The following is an 18781-nucleotide window of genomic DNA, read 5'->3' as shown; positions in this document are numbered from 1 at the left end:
TATTTAAGTAAGAAGTGTAAAAATTAGATTTTCTTAACTCTTACAGCATTCATTCCTTTAAGGCCTTTTTCAAGATCATAGGTTACCTTATCATTTTCATCAATTTCATCAATAAGGCCGCTTACATGCACAAAGTGTTTTTCCTGTGTAGCATTATCTATAATAAATCCAAACCCTTTAGAATGGTCAAAGAAGGAAACTTTGCCTTCTTTTGGTGCATTTTTATCTTCTTCCTCCCGCTCCTCTTTCTTTGGAACACCAATCTCAATTTCAGAAGCATCTATTTCTACTTTATCTGAAGGATCTGGAGGAGTATCGGTAAGATTTCCATTTTCATCAACATAGGCTATATCAAAAGAACCTCCCTTAGAGCTTGCTTTGCGTTCTTCCTTCTTCTTACGCTTTTCTTCCCGCTTTTTTGCCCGTTGTTTTTCTTTTTCAATTTTATTAAAAGTCTGTTGAGATTTTGCCATTTAGTTTTCTTAGTTATTTAATTTAGTGTTCTTAAAGTAACAAATAATTTTTTCAAATCAAAAGCCAGACGTGCGTCTATTTGACTTTTATGAGAAAATTAATATTTACTGAATGTTGCAAATATAATCATTTCTCTTCTAAAGTTGAAATATGTGTTCCTTGTGATTTTAAATTAAATATTTGAAGAAATTCTATATTTAATCTTCATAAACATAATGTTAACTTTCCGGATTGGTTGAATTAGTTAGCTCTTCTTTTGTAAATTCAGAATAACTAAAAAATTAAAGAATGAAAGCTGTAGGATTTAAGAAAAGTTTACCTGTTGAAGATGAAAATAGTTTTATAAATTTTGAAACCGAAAAGCCAGTTCCCGGGGAAAATGATCTGCTTGTTAAAATAGAAGCAGTATCTGTAAATCCTGTGGATTTTAAGGTAAGAAAAAGCGCCGCCAAGGATAAAGAACTTGAAAGTCCAAAAATAATTGGTTGGGATGCCGCAGGTGTTGTTGAAGGTATAGGAGAAAAAGTAAAAAATTTTAAAAAAGGAGATGAGGTATTTTATGCCGGAGTTATTACAAGACCCGGCTGTAATGCTGAATATCAACTTATTGATGAGCGCAGTGCAGGACATAAACCTCAAAATTTATCATGGGAAGAAGCTGCCGCTATGCCACTTACTTCCCTTACTGCATGGGAAAGCATATTTGAGCGACTTCAAATTTCGGAAAACAGTGGATTGGGAAAAACTATCCTGGTAATTGGAGGAGCCGGAGGTGTTGGTTCTATAGGAATTCAATTGCTTAAGAAGCTCACTCAATTAAAGGTTATAGCTACGGCTTCCAGGGAAGAAACTGAGAAATGGTCACGCGAGAAAGGTGCTGATGTGGTGGTAAATCACAAGGAGCTGCTAAAGAACATGAAAAAGGCAGGTTTTGCAGAAGTTGATTATATTTTGAACTTCTCTAATACAGATATTCACTGGGATGCTATGGCAGAATTAATAAAACCTCAAGGCCATATCTGTTCCATTGTTGAAACCCGGGAACCGGTAGATTTGAATAAGCTGAAAAACAAGAGTGCCGCATTTCACTGGGAACTAATGTTTACCCGCCCAACCCTGCAGACGGATGATATGTTCAAACAGCATGAAATTCTGGAAAGGCTGTCAAGTTTACTGGAAGAAGGAAAATTAGAATCTACTTTAAACAAAACCTTTCAGGGTCTTGAAGCTTCGACATTTAGAGAAGTACACAGGCTTCAGGAATCTGGAGAATCAATAGGAAAAAATGTAATTAGGTATTAATAAAAAAAGAAGTTCCTGAAATCTTATTCGACTATTTCGATCTTTAGTTTACAGAAGAATCGAAGAAATTGAAACAGATTTCAGGAACATTTTTTATTTATAGATCAAAAATTTTAAGAAATTACTTGATTAGTATTTGCTTTGGCTTCATAATCAATATATCCTTTTTCACCGGTAGAATAAAAAGTGTCTTCATCCCAATCGGTTAAAGGAATATTCTGATGAAAACGTTCTACAAGATCAGGATTGGAAATATAAGGTTTTCCAAATGCCACAAGATCGGCATCACCTTCATCAATTACTTTATTCCCTTTTTCCCTGTCAAAATTGGTATTTATTATAAGTGTGCCTTCATACATCGGGCGGTACCTTTCGGCAATTTCTGTCTCCGAAAAAGGAAGGTCGGAAACATCATTAAATGGTTCAGACAAATGCAAATAAGCAAGGTTGTATTCTTTGTTCAGCTTCTTAACAATATAATCAAATGTTGGGATAGTTTCTTCATCCATAGTCATTCCGAAAATGCCGTTTAAAGAAGGATTTAATCTTAATCCTATTCTTTCCTGGGGCATTACTTCTTTTATAGCGTCCAACACATCAAAAAGGAAACGAGCTCTTTTCTCTTTTGTTCCTCCATATTCGTCCGTTCTAATGTTTGAAGTTGCATTAAAAAACTGATGAAATAAATAACCATTTGAAGAATGCACTTCTACCCCATCAAATCCTGCCGCCATAGCATTTTTAGCAGCATTTTTAAAATCCTGAATTGTTCTTTTTATATCCTCCAGGCTCATTTCTTTAGGGGTAACAGTATCTTTAAAACCTTCGGGAGTAAATGATTTTGCTTCAGGATTAATGGCTGAAGGAGCCAAAGGTAAGTCTCCATTATGGAAATCGGGGTGTGACATTCTTCCCACATGCCATAGCTGAATAAAAATTTTGCCATTGGCTGCATGTACTTTTTCTGTCACTTCTTTCCAGCCTTCTACCTGAGCCTCACTATAAATTCCTGGAGTATTGATATACCCTACAGCTTCTTTTGAAACCTGTGCGCCCTCTGTAATAATTAAACCTGCACTGGCTCTTTGTTTATAATAAACATCATGCAGGCCGGCCATGGGTTTATTTTCCGGGTTATCTGCCCTACTCCGCGTCATAGGTGCCATAACTACACGGTTGGCTATTTCAAGATCATTTATAATATACTTTTGCAGCAATGGCTGTTTGGTTACGGTCTTCATAATATTTGTTTTATGTCATTACAGGAAAAACGAAACCGGCTTCAATAAGTGATTTTTCATAGCAATTCTCTTCCCCGGAAGCCGGATTTCCTTTCTCTACAGCAGAAAATTTTCCTGCTTTATATAAAGCACAAATTTAGGAGTACCGGATGCTTTAATAGCTTGATGTATGTTAGGAGGAGCTGTTAAATCTTGTTAAGTCAGAAAATTTCTTTTCGGATGCGACTTAGGCTTTCAGGTTTAATCCCCAGATAATTGGCAATATTATGATTAGAAACACGCCGTTCAATTTGTGGATACTGGTCGCAAAATTCGAGATATCTTTGTTTACCGGTCTTTTGTAATGCTGAAAGTACGCGACTGCGTAAAGCAACAAAAGCATTGGTGGTTTTTATTCGAAAAAAACGTTCAAATTTAGGTATTCGCTTATAAAGAATTTCCAAAGTATCTTTTTGTATTCCAAGCAGCATACAATCTTCGATGGCTTCTACATAAAGTTCTGCTTTCCTGCCGCTGAAGAAGGCTTCAAAATCACTAATCCACCAGTCTTCTACCGCAAATTGTATAATATGTTTATTTCCGGCTTCATCCTGATAATAAGATTGCAGGCACCCCTTTATTACATAATATTCGGTAGTTATTTCCTGTCCCGGTTGGGTAAGAAATTGTTTTTTATTGATGCTTTTTTCTGTGAGTACACTGGTAAATTCTTCTTCCTCTTCAGCAGTTAAACTAATATACTCGGAAAGATGTTTAAGGATTTCGGAATACATAAAAATGGATAACAAAAACTATGGCTTAGAATATAAATTTAAATAATGGTCGTGAACCAGTAATGACACTTACATTCATTCACAAATTAAATTTGATAATTAATGTTTTTTAACCGGTACCATATAAACAGGAATTCTTGTTTTCTCCAAAACTTTAGATGCCACTGTTCCCACCAACAACTTTTCGAGGGTAGAGTGGCTATGTGTTCCCATCACAATTAAATCTGCATTCCATTCCACAGCATAATCCAATACCACAGCGGAAGTTTCTCCATCCCCCAAATGATAAGATACAGAAGGATCATTTAAATGTTTTACTACAGATTTCATAAAATCTTCCGCAAAATTTCGCATTTCAGTGGCAAGATCCATCTCTGTAGCTATATTATAACCGTTGTAACCCATAAAACTTGGATACTCCATTCCGTAGTATCCTACATCGGTCACAGCATGGATTAGACATACCTTTGCACCCAGAGTCTTTGCCAGTTCATAACCCTTATTGGTTACCTGCTCTGCTACGGGATGATAATCTACCGCTATAAGTACTTTTTTCATGTCTTTGGAGTTTTGTTCCTTATCATTAGAGTTTTAAAGTAGAGAAATCATTTCTCTTCCTTCATTCTTCCTTTCCTGTGATTCTGGCGAAACTTAGAAGGCGATATATCGTATTTTTCCCTGAAAATTTTTGAAAAATAGCTTTTATTAATTAATCCTATCTTGTCAACAATTTCGGCCAGGCTTAGGTCGGTATTAAGCAATAACCCCTGTGCCATATCCAGGCGGGTTTTTTTCACATAACCATTAACCGTCTGAGAATATAAATCTCTAAAACCCTGCTGAAGTTTATTGGCATTTAATCCTACCTCTTTGGAAATTTCATCCACATTATGATATTTGGTAATATCCCTCTGTATCATCTCTGCTGCTTTTTCAACCTGAGATACTTCATACTGCCTTAACAAGGAACGATTTCCTTCATCCTTAAGGTCATCCTGGTATTGTACAATCTGAAGTGCGATAATCTCATGAACCTTTCCCTCTACGAACAATATATTTAGAAAATTTTCATAATTAAAACTGTCAATTTCTTTAAAAATATCATATAACTTTAAGCTGTACCTTCCATCGTAATAAAACACGTGTCGGGCTTCCACATCTGTAAACAACTCCTGAAGGTGTTTTTCCATACTCTTTATTTCGCAACGAATTTTAGACTGAAACTGGTCGCGTTGTATTTCCACACTGCTAAGATCTGTATTTATTCCGCCTTTAAATTGCAAAACATGGCCATTATGCTTTTCACTTGCTACAATAACATTTTCATATTTATTAATCTCGTGCACAGAAACCTCATTACCAAAATAATGATCTACAGAACCTTCCAGAGAGTAAATAAATTTTACCGGATGTACTTCACTTTTTACAAATTTTATTTTGAAATCTTCCTTAAATGTGCAATTGTAACGAATAATTCCAAGCCCATTTTTTAGATTTACACCTGTAATTTTTCCCTTTCCTAATGAAGAAGGAATACGAACAGAATATTCTTCGCAATTTTGCTCGTAGGTTATATTTAATTCATTTGCAATGTCTCTAATCACCTCATCCAGAGGCAGGGAATTTATTTTTATTGTGTTCAAGAATTTTAAATTTTATTTTTAAAATATAAAATTATAGTTATTGTTAAAGCAAAAAGAACATCTTTAACAAGAGTTTAAAGATCTTTTTATATCTGAAGGATTTTTTTATTATTACCAATTATAAATTGAAGGATTTTATTATTCCTCCAATTTTATTTTTAATCAATAAAAAGACATTACAAAAAAGAACCGCTAAATTATGCGGTTCTTGATATTTGTGAAAAAATGCTTTTCTTATCTTCTGTCCCTGTAGCCTTTTTCATTTTCCCTGGCACTTTCTTTTATATGATGTTCTTCAGTAAGCGTATGCTCGGGAGAGCCCAGGCTTCCACCAAAAAAAGCTGCCAGCGCTCCTAATAAAAGAACACCAAAGGCTATAAGGCTGAATTTTCCTATGGCATCAGAAATTTTGTCACTTAGTTCAATTGCTTTTTCCTTCGCATTAGCATAAAATTGCTCTGCACTGTTAACAGCCTCTTCTAAACGCTGCTCCCAGTTTGCTATCATTCGGTCGATTTCGCCTTCACTAAGATTAGTATTCTGAGTAAGATAATCTTTCAATTCTTCAGTTTGAATGTATTGTTGATTTCCCTGAAGATTTATCTGTAAATCCCCATTGTCGTCTATATTAAAAGAAAGATCATTAAAAAATTCTTCTATTTCCATAGACTTTATCAATCCTTTCGCCCGGGCACCAGTCTGCTGAATAGCTTCCTGAGTTTCACCAGAAGCATTTTCCGGTAATACATTATATCTTTCAGCCGTGTTAACTAACTGCAGAACCTCCTGTTTTATATTATCTAAAGTGAGATTTGCCTGATCCTGAGATTGCTGCTGTGCCTTATCTACCTGAACAGTTACCTGCCGGGAATTATCTCCTCCAAATAATCCCGATACAACATTGCCCATACCATTCATTATAGAACCTATTGTGGAAGTAAGAAAATAAAATGTAACAACTGCGTAAAGAGCCCAGGCTAAAAAGCCATGTATTCCTCCATCTGCCGCAGTTGGAAATCCAGATAAGCGCCCTGCCACCATTCCGCCTACGAAAAGTGCTGCAAGATTGGAAAGGCCCCACCAGATTATAGTTCCGGTACCTAGTCCTGCGAGTGGATCAGACTCTGTCATAGGATCTATGGAAGTAAGGCCAATTCCCAACCCCAGCAAATTTAGCAGGAATGCTACAGCAAGGGCAGTTAGTGCCCCAGCAAAAATAGCTCCCCAGGAACTTCTTCTTATCTTCTCTTCAAAATTACCTGTATTAGTGTAAGTTGTTTCCATAAATTATAATTTTTAGTTGGTTTCCAATTAATTTAATATTTTAATTAGGTATTGAAGACTATGAAATCAGTTTTAACATCAATTAGAACATTGTTTAACAACTTTTTTAGTCTAAAACAGTATTATAAGTCAGCCTTTCAAATTCTGATTTTTTTTGAAATTAATTACTTCTAATTGATGTATATTTCCCGATAATTAGATAGTAGAAAAAATGGTGGAAAATAAAGAAAGTAATGTCCTTGCAGAGAATCTTCAGGAATTACTGGACAGGAATTATGATGCACAGGAAGGTTTCAAGCAGGCCATGGAAGATACCGATAATCATGATTTAAAGCGCTTTCTTTTCTCTAAAGCTGTACGCCGGGGAGAATTTATTGCTGAACTTCAAAAGGAACTTAATATTCTGGGCCTGGAATCAACCAGGGAAGGTACTGTAGAAGGTACGGCGCACCGGGCATGGATTGGTTTTAAAACTGCTTTAGCTGGTAAAAATGATAAAGATGTTTTAGAAGAATGCATCAGAGGAGAACAGATTATTCATAAACAGTATACAGAGCAGCTTCAGGCAAATGTATTTCCTGAGAAAATTGAAGAAATTTTGCGGAGGCAAATGCAGGAAATTCAGAAAACTTTAGATGAAATTCAAACCCTGGAAGATCTTGCGCAGAGGGAATGGAAAACGGATACAGATCTTAGGGCACGGTTTTAAAAAACTTTTAAATCACAAAAAATAATTCTCTCTAGCTACCACTATTGCTTCACTACAATAAGACTGGCTTTAGCACCAGTAAGAAGGTTCCACTCCTTTTGAGCCAGGGGCTGACCATCAGCATCAAAAACTCTTAGCTCGGCAGTATTAGGCCCTGAAGAACCCTGGTTAAGAGCTTCAAATTCGATATTATTAAGACCGCTTGCAAGAGTAATCAAAATAGGATGATAACCGCTGCCCAGTGAAACCCGTGGCTCAACGACGGTGCCGTTAACTGATATTTGCACCTTATCACCATCTACAAATTCATGATCCCGGCAATAGATTTCCACAAATTTACCCCCGGTTTTGAAATCTCCCAGATATTGGTCGTTTTTATACTCTGATTTAGCTTCCTTATCTTTTTTCCATTTTTTCTCATATACACTTCCTGCAGTAAGGAGATCATTTTTAGTTTCCCGGAAGTCGAGCTTTTTTGGTTCCTTCTTAAGAAAATTATTATCGGTATTTTCTTCCTTCTTTAGTCTAAAGGCAGGAAAATTACCCGTATTACTTTCAGAAGCAGCAGGAATAGAAGTACCTATATTTGTAGAACTTGGTATTTCTATCTGCGCATAGGCTCCAGCTGAAAATATCATTATTAGAAGAGTGATGAGTTTTTTCATATCATTTTTTTATGCCTGATTACAGGGATTGTTAATTCTTCACAAAAATGTGGCCAAAATCCTGTACAAGAAAATAATTATAACTGAATTCCTAATGAGAGCCTATCGCTGTACTCTGCTTCCAGTTTATTAAAAACAGACCAAAAGCCTTTTGGTTCCATATTTTCCAATCTGTCGGACAAAATATTTAGATGAGTATGCCATCCCGCACAAACGGCAATTAGAGTATCCCTGTCTTTTGCAAGCCCCGTATGTGTAAGATAAAGCTGTGTGAGATCCTTTGTTCGGAATAATTTAAAGTTAACCAGTGAATTTCCGCTCCAGGTAAAACTGAGCAGCTGTTCTTGTTGCATTTCAATAATTTCACCTTCTAAAACTTCTCCATCGGCTTTGTCTTTAAATTTTTCAGGAATTGGGTCTTCCTGCGAAGAAAGATTTCTGTGCTGGAATATCAATTTCACTTTTCCGCCGGGTTGCAATGTCATTTCTCCTGAAGCCAGCCAGAGCCCTAATTTATCAGGATCAATTAAATACTCCCATACCTCTTTTACTTCATTAGGAAATTCACGCCTAAAACTAACAGTTCCATCATCTCCAACTTTTCCGTATTTATCCATAATGTAATGCATTTGCTTCCATGCCCAAGATATGAATAATTCCTGTTGATTGCTTTGGCATATTCCTCAGAAATGGACAGGAATATTTATTCAGAATATCTTGAAAAAATGAACTGTATTAAAGAACTTGCAAAAGTTCCTTAATTTGAAGGGAATAGCTTTAAAAATATTAATATGACTATACACCACCTGCTCGAAGAAAATTCCATTGCAAATAAATTTGTGGCACAACTTCGAGATACTTCCGTTCAAAATGACCGGCTGCGATTTAGAAGGAATATAGAACGTCTCGGCGAAATTTTGGGATATGAATTGAGCAAAAGTCTTTCCTACCAGCAGCAGAATATTACTACTCCCCTGGGTAAATCAAAAATAAATTTGCTTCAGGAAGAAATTGTGGTATGTTCCATTTTAAGAGCCGGTCTCCCCCTGCACACAGGCCTGCTTAATTATTTTGATGATGCTGAAAACTCTTTTATTTCAGCATACCGCCATCATCCCGACAATGATGAAAATTTTGAAATTTTAGTAGAGTATCTCGCTTCCCCTTCTCTCGAAGGAAAAATTCTTCTACTGGCCGATCCAATGCTGGCAACAGGCAGTTCTTTTGTAAATGTTATGGGTGCTTTAAAAACTATGGGGAAGCCTAAAGCTATTCATCTGGTTTCAGTAATTGCAGCCCGTGAAGGCATTAATTATGTGAGCAGGGAATTTCCTGAAAATTCACACCTCTGGATTGCCACAATAGATGAAGAATTGGATGAAAAAGGCTATATAGTTCCCGGTCTTGGAGATGCCGGAGACCTTTGCTTTGGTTCTAAGCTCCAGCATTAAAATGGATAACCAATAGCAAAATTAAAGACGGGGCTGCCAAAGTCGTAGGTCCATCGCTCTCCTTCCGGAAGGGCAGGATTATGCAATGGGGCGGCAAGATCAAATCTAATTACAAAGCTTTGAATATCTATTCTTAATCCAACGCCTACCCCAATTCCCAGTTCCTTCATAAAATCTGATTCAAACTGGCCTCCTTCAAGATAATCATTTTGGAACTCGCTTTCTTCTTCACCTTCCTCTAAAGAAGCCGCCTGTGTATTCCATATATTACCGGCGTCAGCAAATGCTGCTCCTTTAAGAAACTGAAAAATTGGAAAGCGGTATTCTATGTTGCCTTCTAGCCTTAGATTACCTGTACGGTCAAAAAAGCTAATATTATCTCCCTGAGCTTGGTAACTTCCTGGGCCAAGGGAACGCGTTCTAAAAGCTCTCACACTGTAAGGCCCGCCGGAATAATACTGTTTTATAAAAGGTATTACTTCAGAATTGCCGTAGGCATACCCATACCCTGCGAAAAGTCTGGTAGCTATTTTCTGTTCCTTACCAAAGTTAAAATGGTAGCGAAAATCAATATCTGCTTTGGCATATTGAGCATATTCCTGTCCTAAAAACTCCTGAGGTTCTTCTCCTCCACTGCCCGTAAGCAGACTTATACTATTTCCTGCAATATCCCATGTATTATTTAGGAAAAACTGGTGAGTTTTACCTGCATCTACCATCCCGTTATAAGTAAAGGAATATGTAAGGCCTGAGATAAACTGCTGCTCAAAACTGCTCTGCAAGAAAGGATTTTCTGTGAGTATGTCATCAAATTCAGTACTTACGTTACTTAATTTGGTATAGGCAATCGAAATTGGTGTTAATTCATGAGTAATATATCGGTTTGCATCCCACAAATATCCAAAACTAGCCAGAGCAGAACCGAGTGTAAAGAGATTGGTCCTGTTCATATAGTCAAAGCTGAGACCTATTTTTGTTTTCGGAATAGAATAATCAAACCAGTTTTCATCTATAGAAATTGGAAATAACAAGCGCGGAAATATCAAATCTGTACTCAGCCCCAGTTGAAGAGTGCTTAATCCGGCATTATCACCACCTGCAATTTGTGTTTCATAACCTACCGATCCTGTAATATTCAGAATTTCGCCCCCGTTAAATAAATTCCTGTTACTGTAAGTTACCGCTATTGTTGGTCCGGCAAAATTATTGGATTTTGTAACGGCCTGTAACTCTGTGCGTATTGATCTTTTGTTTAGAGGAGAAAGGTAGATATTTGCCTCCAGAAGTCCCAGGCTATCTGTTGCTGTAGAATCTGTTTCATCATACCTGATATTTACAAATTTATATGCACCAATAGATCCCAGCCTTCGGCTGGTATTTCCCGATATTTTTGGATTATAATAGTCTCCTTCATTTATAAGTATAAACGGATCCAGCCTTTTCGGTTTGAAAAATTCCTCACCTCTTATGTAATTTTTATTATCAAAGTGTAGCGTATCAAGCTGAAGTGAATCGCTGCCAACAGAATAGTTAGGATATACATTAACTTCAGCAATACGATAAGGAATAACAGCTTTAGGCGGCACATCCTTTTTTAATTTCAGAAAAAGATCAAATTTCTTTTTTTCGTATTGATTAGTATCGGCTTCAAAAATTAAAAAACCGGAATTAAAATTATAAAAACCTTCATTTTTTAAGTGGGTATCTATTCTTTCCCTTTCCAGTTTCATAACCGGCAAATCAAAACGCATTCTTGTTTCTATAGGAGAATCTGGTAAGTAATCTTTTATTTTTCTGTAGATAAGAAGTGAGTCATTATCCAGCCGGTAGTTCTCCAGAAGATAAGGTTGGGATAATTGTGCCCTGTAAAGGATACTTGCTTCCTTAGCCTCTTCATCCTCATTTATTTGATTTCCCACCGAACTATAGAAAAAGCCACGATTCTCCAGGCGATTAAGTATAAGGTCCTGAGTATTTACGGTTTCCACATCAGATAGATACACCGGTTCTTCCCCAATCTTTTTATTTAAAAATTTATTGATAAAACCCGGTTTTTCCCGCTGTGCCTTATAATGAAAATAAAGGCCTGGCCGCATTCCTAAAAATTCGCTGTTGGGAGTAGGCACTAAAACTTCCTGGAGTTCATTCCTTATTTCTGGCAGATCATCAATCTGGCTTGTGGTATCCATTTCAATCTCGGCACCTGTATATAATATTTTGCCTTCAGGAATAAATTTCTCCACACTGCAGGAATATGTAACGAAAACTGCGAGTAAGACGAATAATATGTAATGCTGAAATTTCCTCACCTGGTTCAATTAATTATTTTTATTATCCTGATTCTCATTGGCATTATCTTCCGGCTGACTGTTTTGTACCTGTGGCTCCTCCTCTTCTTTAGCCTTTGCTTTTTCTTCCTGTTGCATTAAAAGAGCATCCCATAATTCTGAAAATTTATTGAATTCCTGAGTGAATATTAAAGCAAGGCCACTAATGATTACCTGCCCATCAATTACATTTTCATATTGATTTCTACGGAAGCCCTGCAGGCGGAATTGTCCGTCTTCAGTTAAAAGATACTGCAGACTTACATTGCCAATTAATGGGTTAGTATCCCGGGGATCGCTGCTGGCTCCTTCAATATCCACCTCACTACCTACCCGAACAATTAACCTGTCATTTAAAAATCTTTTTTGGGCAGCAATATCAAGTTCTGTTCTTTGCTGTGGAGCATTTCCCTGATAATCGGTATAGCTGTCCAGGCCAAAATCAAGTTCCAAACCGGTGTCTCCCAGTAATTTATCCGAGAACATATTTAACTGATCTGAAAGCGCCTGGTTTAAATTATCTCTTGCAATGGTGGCAATACCTCCCGAAGTTCCCGCAGAGCCCGCATCAGGATAAAAACGGTTAAGAACCAGAAGCGAAAATACCTGTTTATTAAGCTCCTGTTCCTGCTCGTTTAGTTGCTGGATTCTTCCATATACCTGCCCACCAATTGCGCCCTGCTCGTCTTCCGGCATATCAAGACCAAAAGAAAGCCGGGGCTGGGTAAGTTCTCCATCAATATTTAGATAGACAAGGAATGGTAATTCCTGTTGATACCTTGATTTTTCATTTGCACCTATTCCGGAAATCTGAGAGGCCATTAAAGCACTCGCTGAAGTTTCAACATTATATCTAGCCCTTAAATCCAGGCTGGCATTATAAGGATCTCCAAACCATGTAACGGTACTGCCGTCTACTATTTCAAACCTTCTTGAAACAAGATTGTAGAGGCTCATTTCATAAAAGCCATCACTAACCTCATACCTGCCGGTAAGGCTGGTTCGGCCGTTTGGAGAAATGCTCATATCAAGCTCTCCTTCTCCCTGTACCTGAAACTCGTCTCCTGTTTCCGGATTTATGATAATACTAAAAATGGCGTCCTCGCTCACATTAATGAGAGCATCTATATTAACACCCGAGACTACCGCAGTTTCTTCTTCTGTTTGCGTAAGAATGGCATCAGGATCTTCACGATTAACAAAAACCACAACTCCATCCCTTTGTTGCATTTGAAGTTCTGTTTCAGGAATAACATAGGTTACATCGGTTTGAGAACCAATAGTAAGATCCAAATCCAGCTTTGGTAAATTAAGATCCCCCGTTAATGTGGCATCCATGTCAAAAACTGCGGTACCATAAAACAGATCATTATCTTCTTCGGTGGAGTTTAGCACCTGGAAATTATTGGCTGTTATACTTAAATCGAATGATGGGTTCAACAAATCTTCTGTAAGAATATCCCCATCCAGTACCAACGCATTATCCTCTAAATCCTCTATTCTGAAATTATTAAAATACAGACCTTCATTATCAAAGGTCATAGTTTCATTAGGAAGTGTAAAAGGGGCATCCAGCATGGCCATGGTAAAGGTGGCTTCGTTAAATATAAGCTCCCCGTTATAATCTGGATTGGCCGTAGTGCCGTTTATCTTAATTTGTCCTGAAAAACTTCCTTCCCCGCTACTGACTGCTCCCATGGAAAACCCGGCAAGGGCAGACATTTGTACTTCCTGAAGATCCAGCGTCATGTCCAGCTGCGCAGTAGTATCCTGGACCTTATAATTACCGGCTAATTCCATAGCTACTTCTCCTCCGCTGGTTGCGAGGCCAAAATCGTAATTTTGGTTTCCAAGGGATTCGCCATTCAGGCTGAGCGTACCCATATTCACATTCAGCATGTTGAATTCGTTTACCTCCAAATCTGCCAGAATCCCGGTACTGCCAAAAGGTTCCTGTAAAACAAATTCCCCGTTCATCCTTCCGGTGGCCAAAGTATCGGTTGGATTAAGATAGGTAAGCAATGTTGCCAGTTTAAAGTTTTCAAAATTGAGGGCTATATGCTCTTCTTCCACATTGGGCAACTCATTTGTAACGGCAAATTCCTGGTGGTCTTTATTAATACGAAAATTATTGAATTTGATGGATTTTTCTGCAAACCTGGCTTCATTATCTGCCGGAATGTTCCATTGATTCCTGTTTATAATGAATTCTTCAGGGTTAATGTGGATTCTTAGAGTATCATTTGTTTTGGAGGTTTCGGTTTGTACATGAACAAGTTGTTCCCCGTCATAAATAGATTTAAAATCCAGGTATAGTTTTTCATTTTCTATATTTCCATCAAGAATGGTTTCCTCAATATCCAAAGGCCCTGCGGCCAGGGAATTAAATCCGAGGTTAAAATCAAATTTCCCAGGCTCAGAATCGAGATTAAACTGAAGACTATCCACCTCAATCCCGGAATAATTCACATAAGGAACCTTTACATATGCGTTAAGCAGCCTTTCACTTTCATTAAATTGCACATTTAGATCAATAGTATCCAGTTCTTCGAGGCTTGTGAGAAAAACGTCGCGCATTATGGGTGCGGGCATGATCTTTCCTTTCACTTCCAGTTCAACGGGATTCATTAAAGTATCCGGGACATCAACATCATCACTAAGATAACTGCGGTAATGCCTTATAATTGCATCTACAAACCCGGCTGGATTAGTATTGGAATTCAGCCGTAAATTCAACATTTTATTATCTACAGCCATTGCGGTACTATCCTGAGTTATATATGCTGCAGCACCAAATTCACCTAAAATATACGTTTGATTATCATATACCACCACTCCGTCTTTGATGCTGGAAATTACCTGGAAACCTTCAGCAGTTCCTTCGTAAATTCCCCTTAGCCGGAAAGCCGTTCTCATTTCCCTGTTTGTTATTCCCAGTTTGGTGAGATTTGCTCCAATTACTTCCAGGTTAAGGTCTACTACCGGAGAAACAGAATCCAGAAGAACATCAGCCGCAAGTTCAGCGTTAAGATTTTCATCTTTATAATTTGAAGTGATAGTTCCCTGACCATCATTTATTTCTCCTGATAATTTCAAATCTTCAATAGCATAGTTATTATATTGAAAACTGGAAATATTGGTTTGCAGGTTTGCGTCCAGACTGTTGATATTTTCTCCTTCTCCTGAAGCCGTGAGTGTAAGGCTAAGAGCGCCCAGCTGTTCATTTTTAAGGATATTGCCTAAATGAAGACTATCTACTTCAAGATCTGCATCAAAGGCGAGTTGCCCCCTGTTTAAAAAACTGCCGTCAAGGTTAATGTTTCCTTCCGAAGTATTGAGCCTTGCAGAGGCAGTCATGTTATCAGTACTTCCTCTGAGATTTGCATTTAATTGTATATCCTGTGGCAAACTTATTCCGAGGCTATCTTCTTCTATTAGCTTTCCTAAATCTGTTTTGGTACTACTAATCCTGATTTTTGGAAAATTAAAATACATATTATCGGGATCTGTAGGATTTTGAATACTTCCGCTTGCAGAAATATTTGTATTGTTTCCCCAGTTAATATTTGTGGAAGGAATCTGCAGATAAGCCACAGGTCCTTCAATTTTTAAACTTCCTGTAATTTTTTTATTGCTGAGGTTAACAAGGTATGGATTCTGCTTCAAAGCAGGCTGGAATTTAAAAAGTTCACCTAAAGCGATTTCAAAATGACTTAAATCTGCAGCCATTTCAGCACCTTCCGGATTATTGATTAAATTGTCTATGCTTTCATATTCTGCAGAAAATGTACCTTCCAGTACATTATTATTGGCAGCGAAGTCAAAATTGGAAATTTTCAGTATTCTATCGGTAACCTCAAGATCAAAATTAAGTGCATTAAAATCTATTCCGGAAGCTTCGGTAAACTGAAGTTTATCCAGGCTTAATCCCGCAGATTGTCCTTCAAGGTAAATATTACTCCCGTTTAAAGTAAAATCATTAATTGCAATAGCATTAGGGTTAAATTCGCCCTCTTTGGGTATGGCACCGCCTACTAAGTAGGTAATTTCATTATCCTGAAGCAACAGCTCATTTACATTAACTTTCCATTGCGGCCACTGGAAAGGTTCAGTTTGATCTGCCGGTTGTTCTGTAGCGGCCGTTTCTTTTTCGCTGCTTCCGGTATCTTCCGTTTCCAGTCGCACCAGGGAATTTACCAGCAGAAAAGAATTAATATCAATGGTGTTGTCTGCCAGATCCATCAGCGCGTCTTCACTATTTAGATTCTGAATGTTCAGTACTGCCAGCATTCCGTCCGGAACAGACTGGTAATTACCGGAAAGTTCTTTAATTTCTATGGAAGCTACAGAAATAAGCGGCATAGGAGCACTTTCTTCATCTTCGCTTTCAGGAAATGCTTTGGTTTGAATATAACTGAAGTTTGTATTTCCAAGCCTGAAGTCCCCCACCTTAAATATCATGTTCTCCATGTCGGTCTCTTCCATCTCTAATTCCAATTCATCAAGCAGAATTTTACTGTCAATCCCTGTTACATCATCTTTATAGGTAATATTAAACTTGGAAAAATTAAAATTACCAAGGCTCAGGTTCATGGGAGCCGATGTGGTATCCTGTGCCGTAGAAGTTGTGTCTGAAGGTGCAAGGGCATCTATAAGAAATTGAAAGTTATAACCTGCTATTGAATCTTTTCTAATAATATTGGCGGTAAGTCCGTTCCAATTTACTTCATCAACTCCAATACCGTTGCCGCTAATAATTGGCCATAGCGGGATATCAGCTTCAAGTGATTTTGAATAAACAAGAGTGTCTCCCTGTTTATCTTCCAGGTAAAGCCCTTCTATACTTATATCTCCTGAAAAAGTAATAAAAAGCTTTTCTACATCTATAGTAGTGTTGGTTTTACCAGATAAGTTGGAAATAAATTTATCCTTTATAATGTCCTGTCCCCATGGACTACGAATAAATAGGATTATGAGAAGTAACAGGACGAGAATCCCTGCCAGTATTTTAGCAAGGATCTTCAGGGTTTTTAAAAGAATACGCTTAGTCTTTTTCAAATTCAAATTGTGCGACTTCAAATGTATTGCAACATTAAATTATCAGGAAGTTTTTAAAGTTTATATTTTCCTAAGTATAAACTAAATTATGTTAAAATTGAAATTGTTTTCAGTTAAGATGACAATGATATTTTTAAGTTGAATCTTACTACCTGTGGTAAATTTTCACACCTCAGTATTAAAATCCACAAAATTACAAATTGCATAACCATTATTAAGCAAAAATAGTCAAACCTTACATATAATGATAAATAAAAGATTATTTGCCATTAAATACTTAAAATTCAGGTATTTAAAATTATGATAAGATGGATTAATCTTCTCAGATGAACTGATTCTGATAATAACTTTTGATTCTGGCATTATAATGGAAAAAATAATCCCGACTCTGTTTTAAAATAATTTAAGGAGTTTAATTAAAATTAAATTTATGAAAAAAACTATCGCACTTACCGTATTATCAGCTACCATATTTACTTCCTGTGTATCAAAGAAAAAATATGTGGCACTGGAGAATGATTTAAATAATACCAGAAGTGAATTACAGAAAACCCGGGTTGCAAAAGAAGAAATTGAGGGAAAATATTCAGCAATTGAAGCGCGTGTAGCCGATTATAATTCTAAAATAAATTCTTTACGGGAATCTAATGATGAAAAACTGGAAATGAATGACCTCACTGCTATGTCTAATAAAAACAAGCAAAAGATGAGGGCAACAATTTCCAAGATGGATCCTGAAAAAGTCCAGGGTGCTCAAACGCTTGAAGATTCCATTAATCTTGCAGTATCCTATAATCTTAAAAATTCTATTTCTCAAGGAGCAGACGACGAGGATATTGATATTAGTGTAGACGAAACTGTGGTAATGATTAATGTTTCGGACAAATTGCTTTTTAATAGTGGAAGTTATCGTGTAAGCAACAAAGCAAATGATCTTTTAAAGAAACTTGCTGATGTTATAAAATCTGAACCCACAATGGAGGTAATGATTGAAGGACATACTGATAACAGAACTATGGTTGAAAGTTCTTACCTGCAGGATAATTGGGATCTTAGTGTGCGTCGCGCCACTGCGATTGTAAGATTACTTCAGGATAAATATGGCGTATCGCCGGAAAAACTTATTGCGGCAGGTCGTAGTAGTTATTCTCCCTTAGTTGAAAATAATTCTAAGGAAAATATGGCGAAAAACAGAAGGACTAGAATTGTAATAATTCCTAATCTTGATAAATTTTTAGCTATGCTGGATTCTGAACAGTCTGTAGCTCAGCAAACAGAGCAGAATCCTGATCTAAATGGAACAACAGCTGTAAAACAGTAAATTTCTAATTGATTATAATCAATCAATTGTATGAAAAAGGAAAGCTTAACCGTTTTCCTTTTTTTTCTTTGTTTAACGAGATTTTAACCCAGGCCAAATTATTGGAATTGCTTTAATGATTAAATTTATAAGTAAACCTAAAATTTGATATTATGAAGAAGGAAGTTAACCGACCTGAAGAAGAAAATAAAAAGAAAAAACCTGAAGATTTACCTTATAATCCTGAGGTCACTAAAGAAGATAAACAAGCTCTCAATGAAAAGGGGCGCAGTATGAATAAAGGCCAGGATAAAGAACTGGACAGGGACAGGCCTGTAGATTTTACCGGTAAAGATTTGGATATTCCAGCGAGTAATGATAATCTTCCTGACAATGAAAAAAATCCTAATCCCGATGAGCAAAACAGGCAGTTTAATGAACGTGGAGCAAGACAGGAAAGGGATAAAGCAAAGGATCATCCCGATTCACAAACAAAGAAGCCGTAAGGTTTTAACAAGATTTGATAAGGGGAAAATTCTAAATTTTCCCCTTTT

15 protein-coding genes are annotated in these 18781 nt (G+C 37.0%); 5 read left to right on the top strand and 10 right to left on the bottom strand.

What is annotated here, in order from left to right:
• Positions 1-23: 23 nt before the first annotated feature.
• Positions 24-473, bottom strand: coding sequence for a cold-shock protein (locus RM539_RS10305; RefSeq protein ID WP_311503316.1), 450 nt, complete (start codon positions 471-473; stop codon positions 24-26).
• 289 nt (positions 474-762) lie between these two features.
• On the opposite strand from RM539_RS10305, the gene RM539_RS10300 reads away from it, so the two are divergent.
• Positions 763-1776 (top strand): zinc-binding alcohol dehydrogenase family protein, encoded by a 1014-nt coding sequence (locus tag RM539_RS10300; protein ID WP_311503315.1) that lies wholly within the window; start codon positions 763-765, stop codon positions 1774-1776.
• Between the two features lie 113 nt (positions 1777-1889).
• Here RM539_RS10300 and RM539_RS10295 read toward each other — a convergent pair whose 3' ends face one another.
• The 5 genes from RM539_RS10295 to RM539_RS10275 all read right to left on the bottom strand — a co-directional run bounded on the left by RM539_RS10295 (position 1890) and on the right by RM539_RS10275 (position 6717).
• Entirely contained in the window at positions 1890-3017 is a 1128-nt protein-coding gene (locus tag RM539_RS10295; RefSeq protein WP_311503314.1) for an alkene reductase, read from the bottom strand.
• Positions 3018-3217: 200 nt separating this feature from the next.
• Positions 3218-3790 carry a Crp/Fnr family transcriptional regulator gene (locus RM539_RS10290; RefSeq protein WP_311503313.1) on the bottom strand — a complete coding sequence of 191 codons (573 nt, stop codon included), beginning with the start codon at positions 3788-3790 and terminating at the stop codon, positions 3218-3220.
• 99 nt (positions 3791-3889) lie between these two features.
• Entirely contained in the window at positions 3890-4348 is a 459-nt protein-coding gene (locus tag RM539_RS10285) for a universal stress protein (protein WP_311503312.1), read from the bottom strand.
• A 47-nt stretch (positions 4349-4395) separates the two neighbouring features.
• Positions 4396-5433 (bottom strand): helix-turn-helix domain-containing protein, encoded by a 1038-nt coding sequence (locus RM539_RS10280; RefSeq protein WP_311503311.1) that lies wholly within the window; start codon positions 5431-5433, stop codon positions 4396-4398.
• 234 nt (positions 5434-5667) lie between these two features.
• Entirely contained in the window at positions 5668-6717 is a 1050-nt protein-coding gene (locus RM539_RS10275) for a hypothetical protein (RefSeq protein WP_311503310.1), read from the bottom strand.
• Between the two features lie 211 nt (positions 6718-6928).
• On the opposite strand from RM539_RS10275, the gene RM539_RS10270 reads away from it, so the two are divergent.
• A complete protein-coding gene (locus tag RM539_RS10270; RefSeq protein WP_311503309.1) occupies positions 6929-7426 on the top strand; it encodes a ferritin-like domain-containing protein in 498 nt (165 codons plus the stop codon).
• Between the two features lie 41 nt (positions 7427-7467).
• Here the strand turns inward: RM539_RS10270 and RM539_RS10265 are convergent, their stop codons facing one another.
• Together RM539_RS10265 and RM539_RS10260 are read right to left on the bottom strand one after the other, a co-directional pair.
• Positions 7468-8091 carry a hypothetical protein gene (locus RM539_RS10265; protein WP_311503308.1) on the bottom strand — a complete coding sequence of 208 codons (624 nt, stop codon included), beginning with the start codon at positions 8089-8091 and terminating at the stop codon, positions 7468-7470.
• A 77-nt stretch (positions 8092-8168) separates the two neighbouring features.
• The gene (locus RM539_RS10260; RefSeq protein WP_311503307.1) at positions 8169-8708 is read right to left on the bottom strand and encodes an SRPBCC family protein; all 540 of its coding nucleotides are present in this window, start codon (positions 8706-8708) and stop codon (positions 8169-8171) included.
• 174 nt (positions 8709-8882) lie between these two features.
• On the opposite strand from RM539_RS10260, the gene upp reads away from it, so the two are divergent.
• Positions 8883-9542: a uracil phosphoribosyltransferase gene (upp, locus tag RM539_RS10255; protein ID WP_311503306.1), complete on the top strand. Its 660-nt coding sequence runs from the start codon at positions 8883-8885 to the stop codon at positions 9540-9542.
• Here the strand turns inward: upp and tamL are convergent.
• Positions 9539-11851: a translocation and assembly module lipoprotein TamL gene (gene tamL, locus RM539_RS10250; protein WP_489752679.1), complete on the bottom strand. Its 2313-nt coding sequence runs from the start codon at positions 11849-11851 to the stop codon at positions 9539-9541. The two genes, upp and tamL, sit on opposite strands and share 4 nt — an antisense overlap.
• Positions 11852-11860: 9 nt before the next feature.
• Positions 11861-16927: a translocation/assembly module TamB domain-containing protein gene (locus RM539_RS10245; protein WP_311503304.1), complete on the bottom strand. Its 5067-nt coding sequence runs from the start codon at positions 16925-16927 to the stop codon at positions 11861-11863.
• A gap of 430 nt (positions 16928-17357) precedes the next feature.
• On the opposite strand from RM539_RS10245, the gene RM539_RS10240 reads away from it, so the two are divergent.
• Complete coding sequence (locus tag RM539_RS10240; RefSeq protein ID WP_311503303.1) at positions 17358-18248, top strand: OmpA/MotB family protein; 891 nt, start codon at positions 17358-17360, stop codon at positions 18246-18248.
• Positions 18249-18400: 152 nt separating this feature from the next.
• Entirely contained in the window at positions 18401-18733 is a 333-nt protein-coding gene (locus RM539_RS10235; protein ID WP_311503302.1) for a hypothetical protein, read from the top strand.
• The last annotated feature ends 48 nt before the right edge of the window (positions 18734-18781 follow it).

It is taken from the genome of Autumnicola musiva (assembly GCF_031846585.1).
In the GTDB taxonomy this organism is placed as follows: Bacteria; Bacteroidota; Bacteroidia; order Flavobacteriales; family Flavobacteriaceae; genus Autumnicola; species Autumnicola musiva.
This window is presented reverse-complemented; position numbering and strand designations above follow the sequence as displayed.

Excerpts from the sequence above, each read along its gene's own strand:
- RM539_RS10305 (WP_311503316.1), bottom strand. The coding sequence starts at position 473 with ATGGCAAAATCTCAACAGACTTTTAATAAAATTGAAAAAGAAAAACAA.
- RM539_RS10300 (WP_311503315.1), top strand. The coding sequence starts at position 763 with ATGAAAGCTGTAGGATTTAAGAAAAGTTTACCTGTTGAAGATGAAAAT.
- RM539_RS10295 (WP_311503314.1), bottom strand. The coding sequence starts at position 3,017 with ATGAAGACCGTAACCAAACAGCCATTGCTGCAAAAGTATATTATAAAT.
- RM539_RS10290 (WP_311503313.1), bottom strand. The coding sequence starts at position 3,790 with ATGTATTCCGAAATCCTTAAACATCTTTCCGAGTATATTAGTTTAACT.
- RM539_RS10285 (WP_311503312.1), bottom strand. The coding sequence starts at position 4,348 with ATGAAAAAAGTACTTATAGCGGTAGATTATCATCCCGTAGCAGAGCAG.
- RM539_RS10275 (WP_311503310.1), bottom strand. The coding sequence starts at position 6,717 with ATGGAAACAACTTACACTAATACAGGTAATTTTGAAGAGAAGATAAGA.
- RM539_RS10270 (WP_311503309.1), top strand. The coding sequence starts at position 6,929 with ATGGTGGAAAATAAAGAAAGTAATGTCCTTGCAGAGAATCTTCAGGAA.
- RM539_RS10265 (WP_311503308.1), bottom strand. The coding sequence starts at position 8,091 with ATGAAAAAACTCATCACTCTTCTAATAATGATATTTTCAGCTGGAGCC.
- RM539_RS10260 (WP_311503307.1), bottom strand. The coding sequence starts at position 8,708 with ATGGATAAATACGGAAAAGTTGGAGATGATGGAACTGTTAGTTTTAGG.
- upp (WP_311503306.1), top strand. The coding sequence starts at position 8,883 with ATGACTATACACCACCTGCTCGAAGAAAATTCCATTGCAAATAAATTT.
- RM539_RS10240 (WP_311503303.1), top strand. The coding sequence starts at position 17,358 with ATGAAAAAAACTATCGCACTTACCGTATTATCAGCTACCATATTTACT.
- RM539_RS10235 (WP_311503302.1), top strand. The coding sequence starts at position 18,401 with ATGAAGAAGGAAGTTAACCGACCTGAAGAAGAAAATAAAAAGAAAAAA.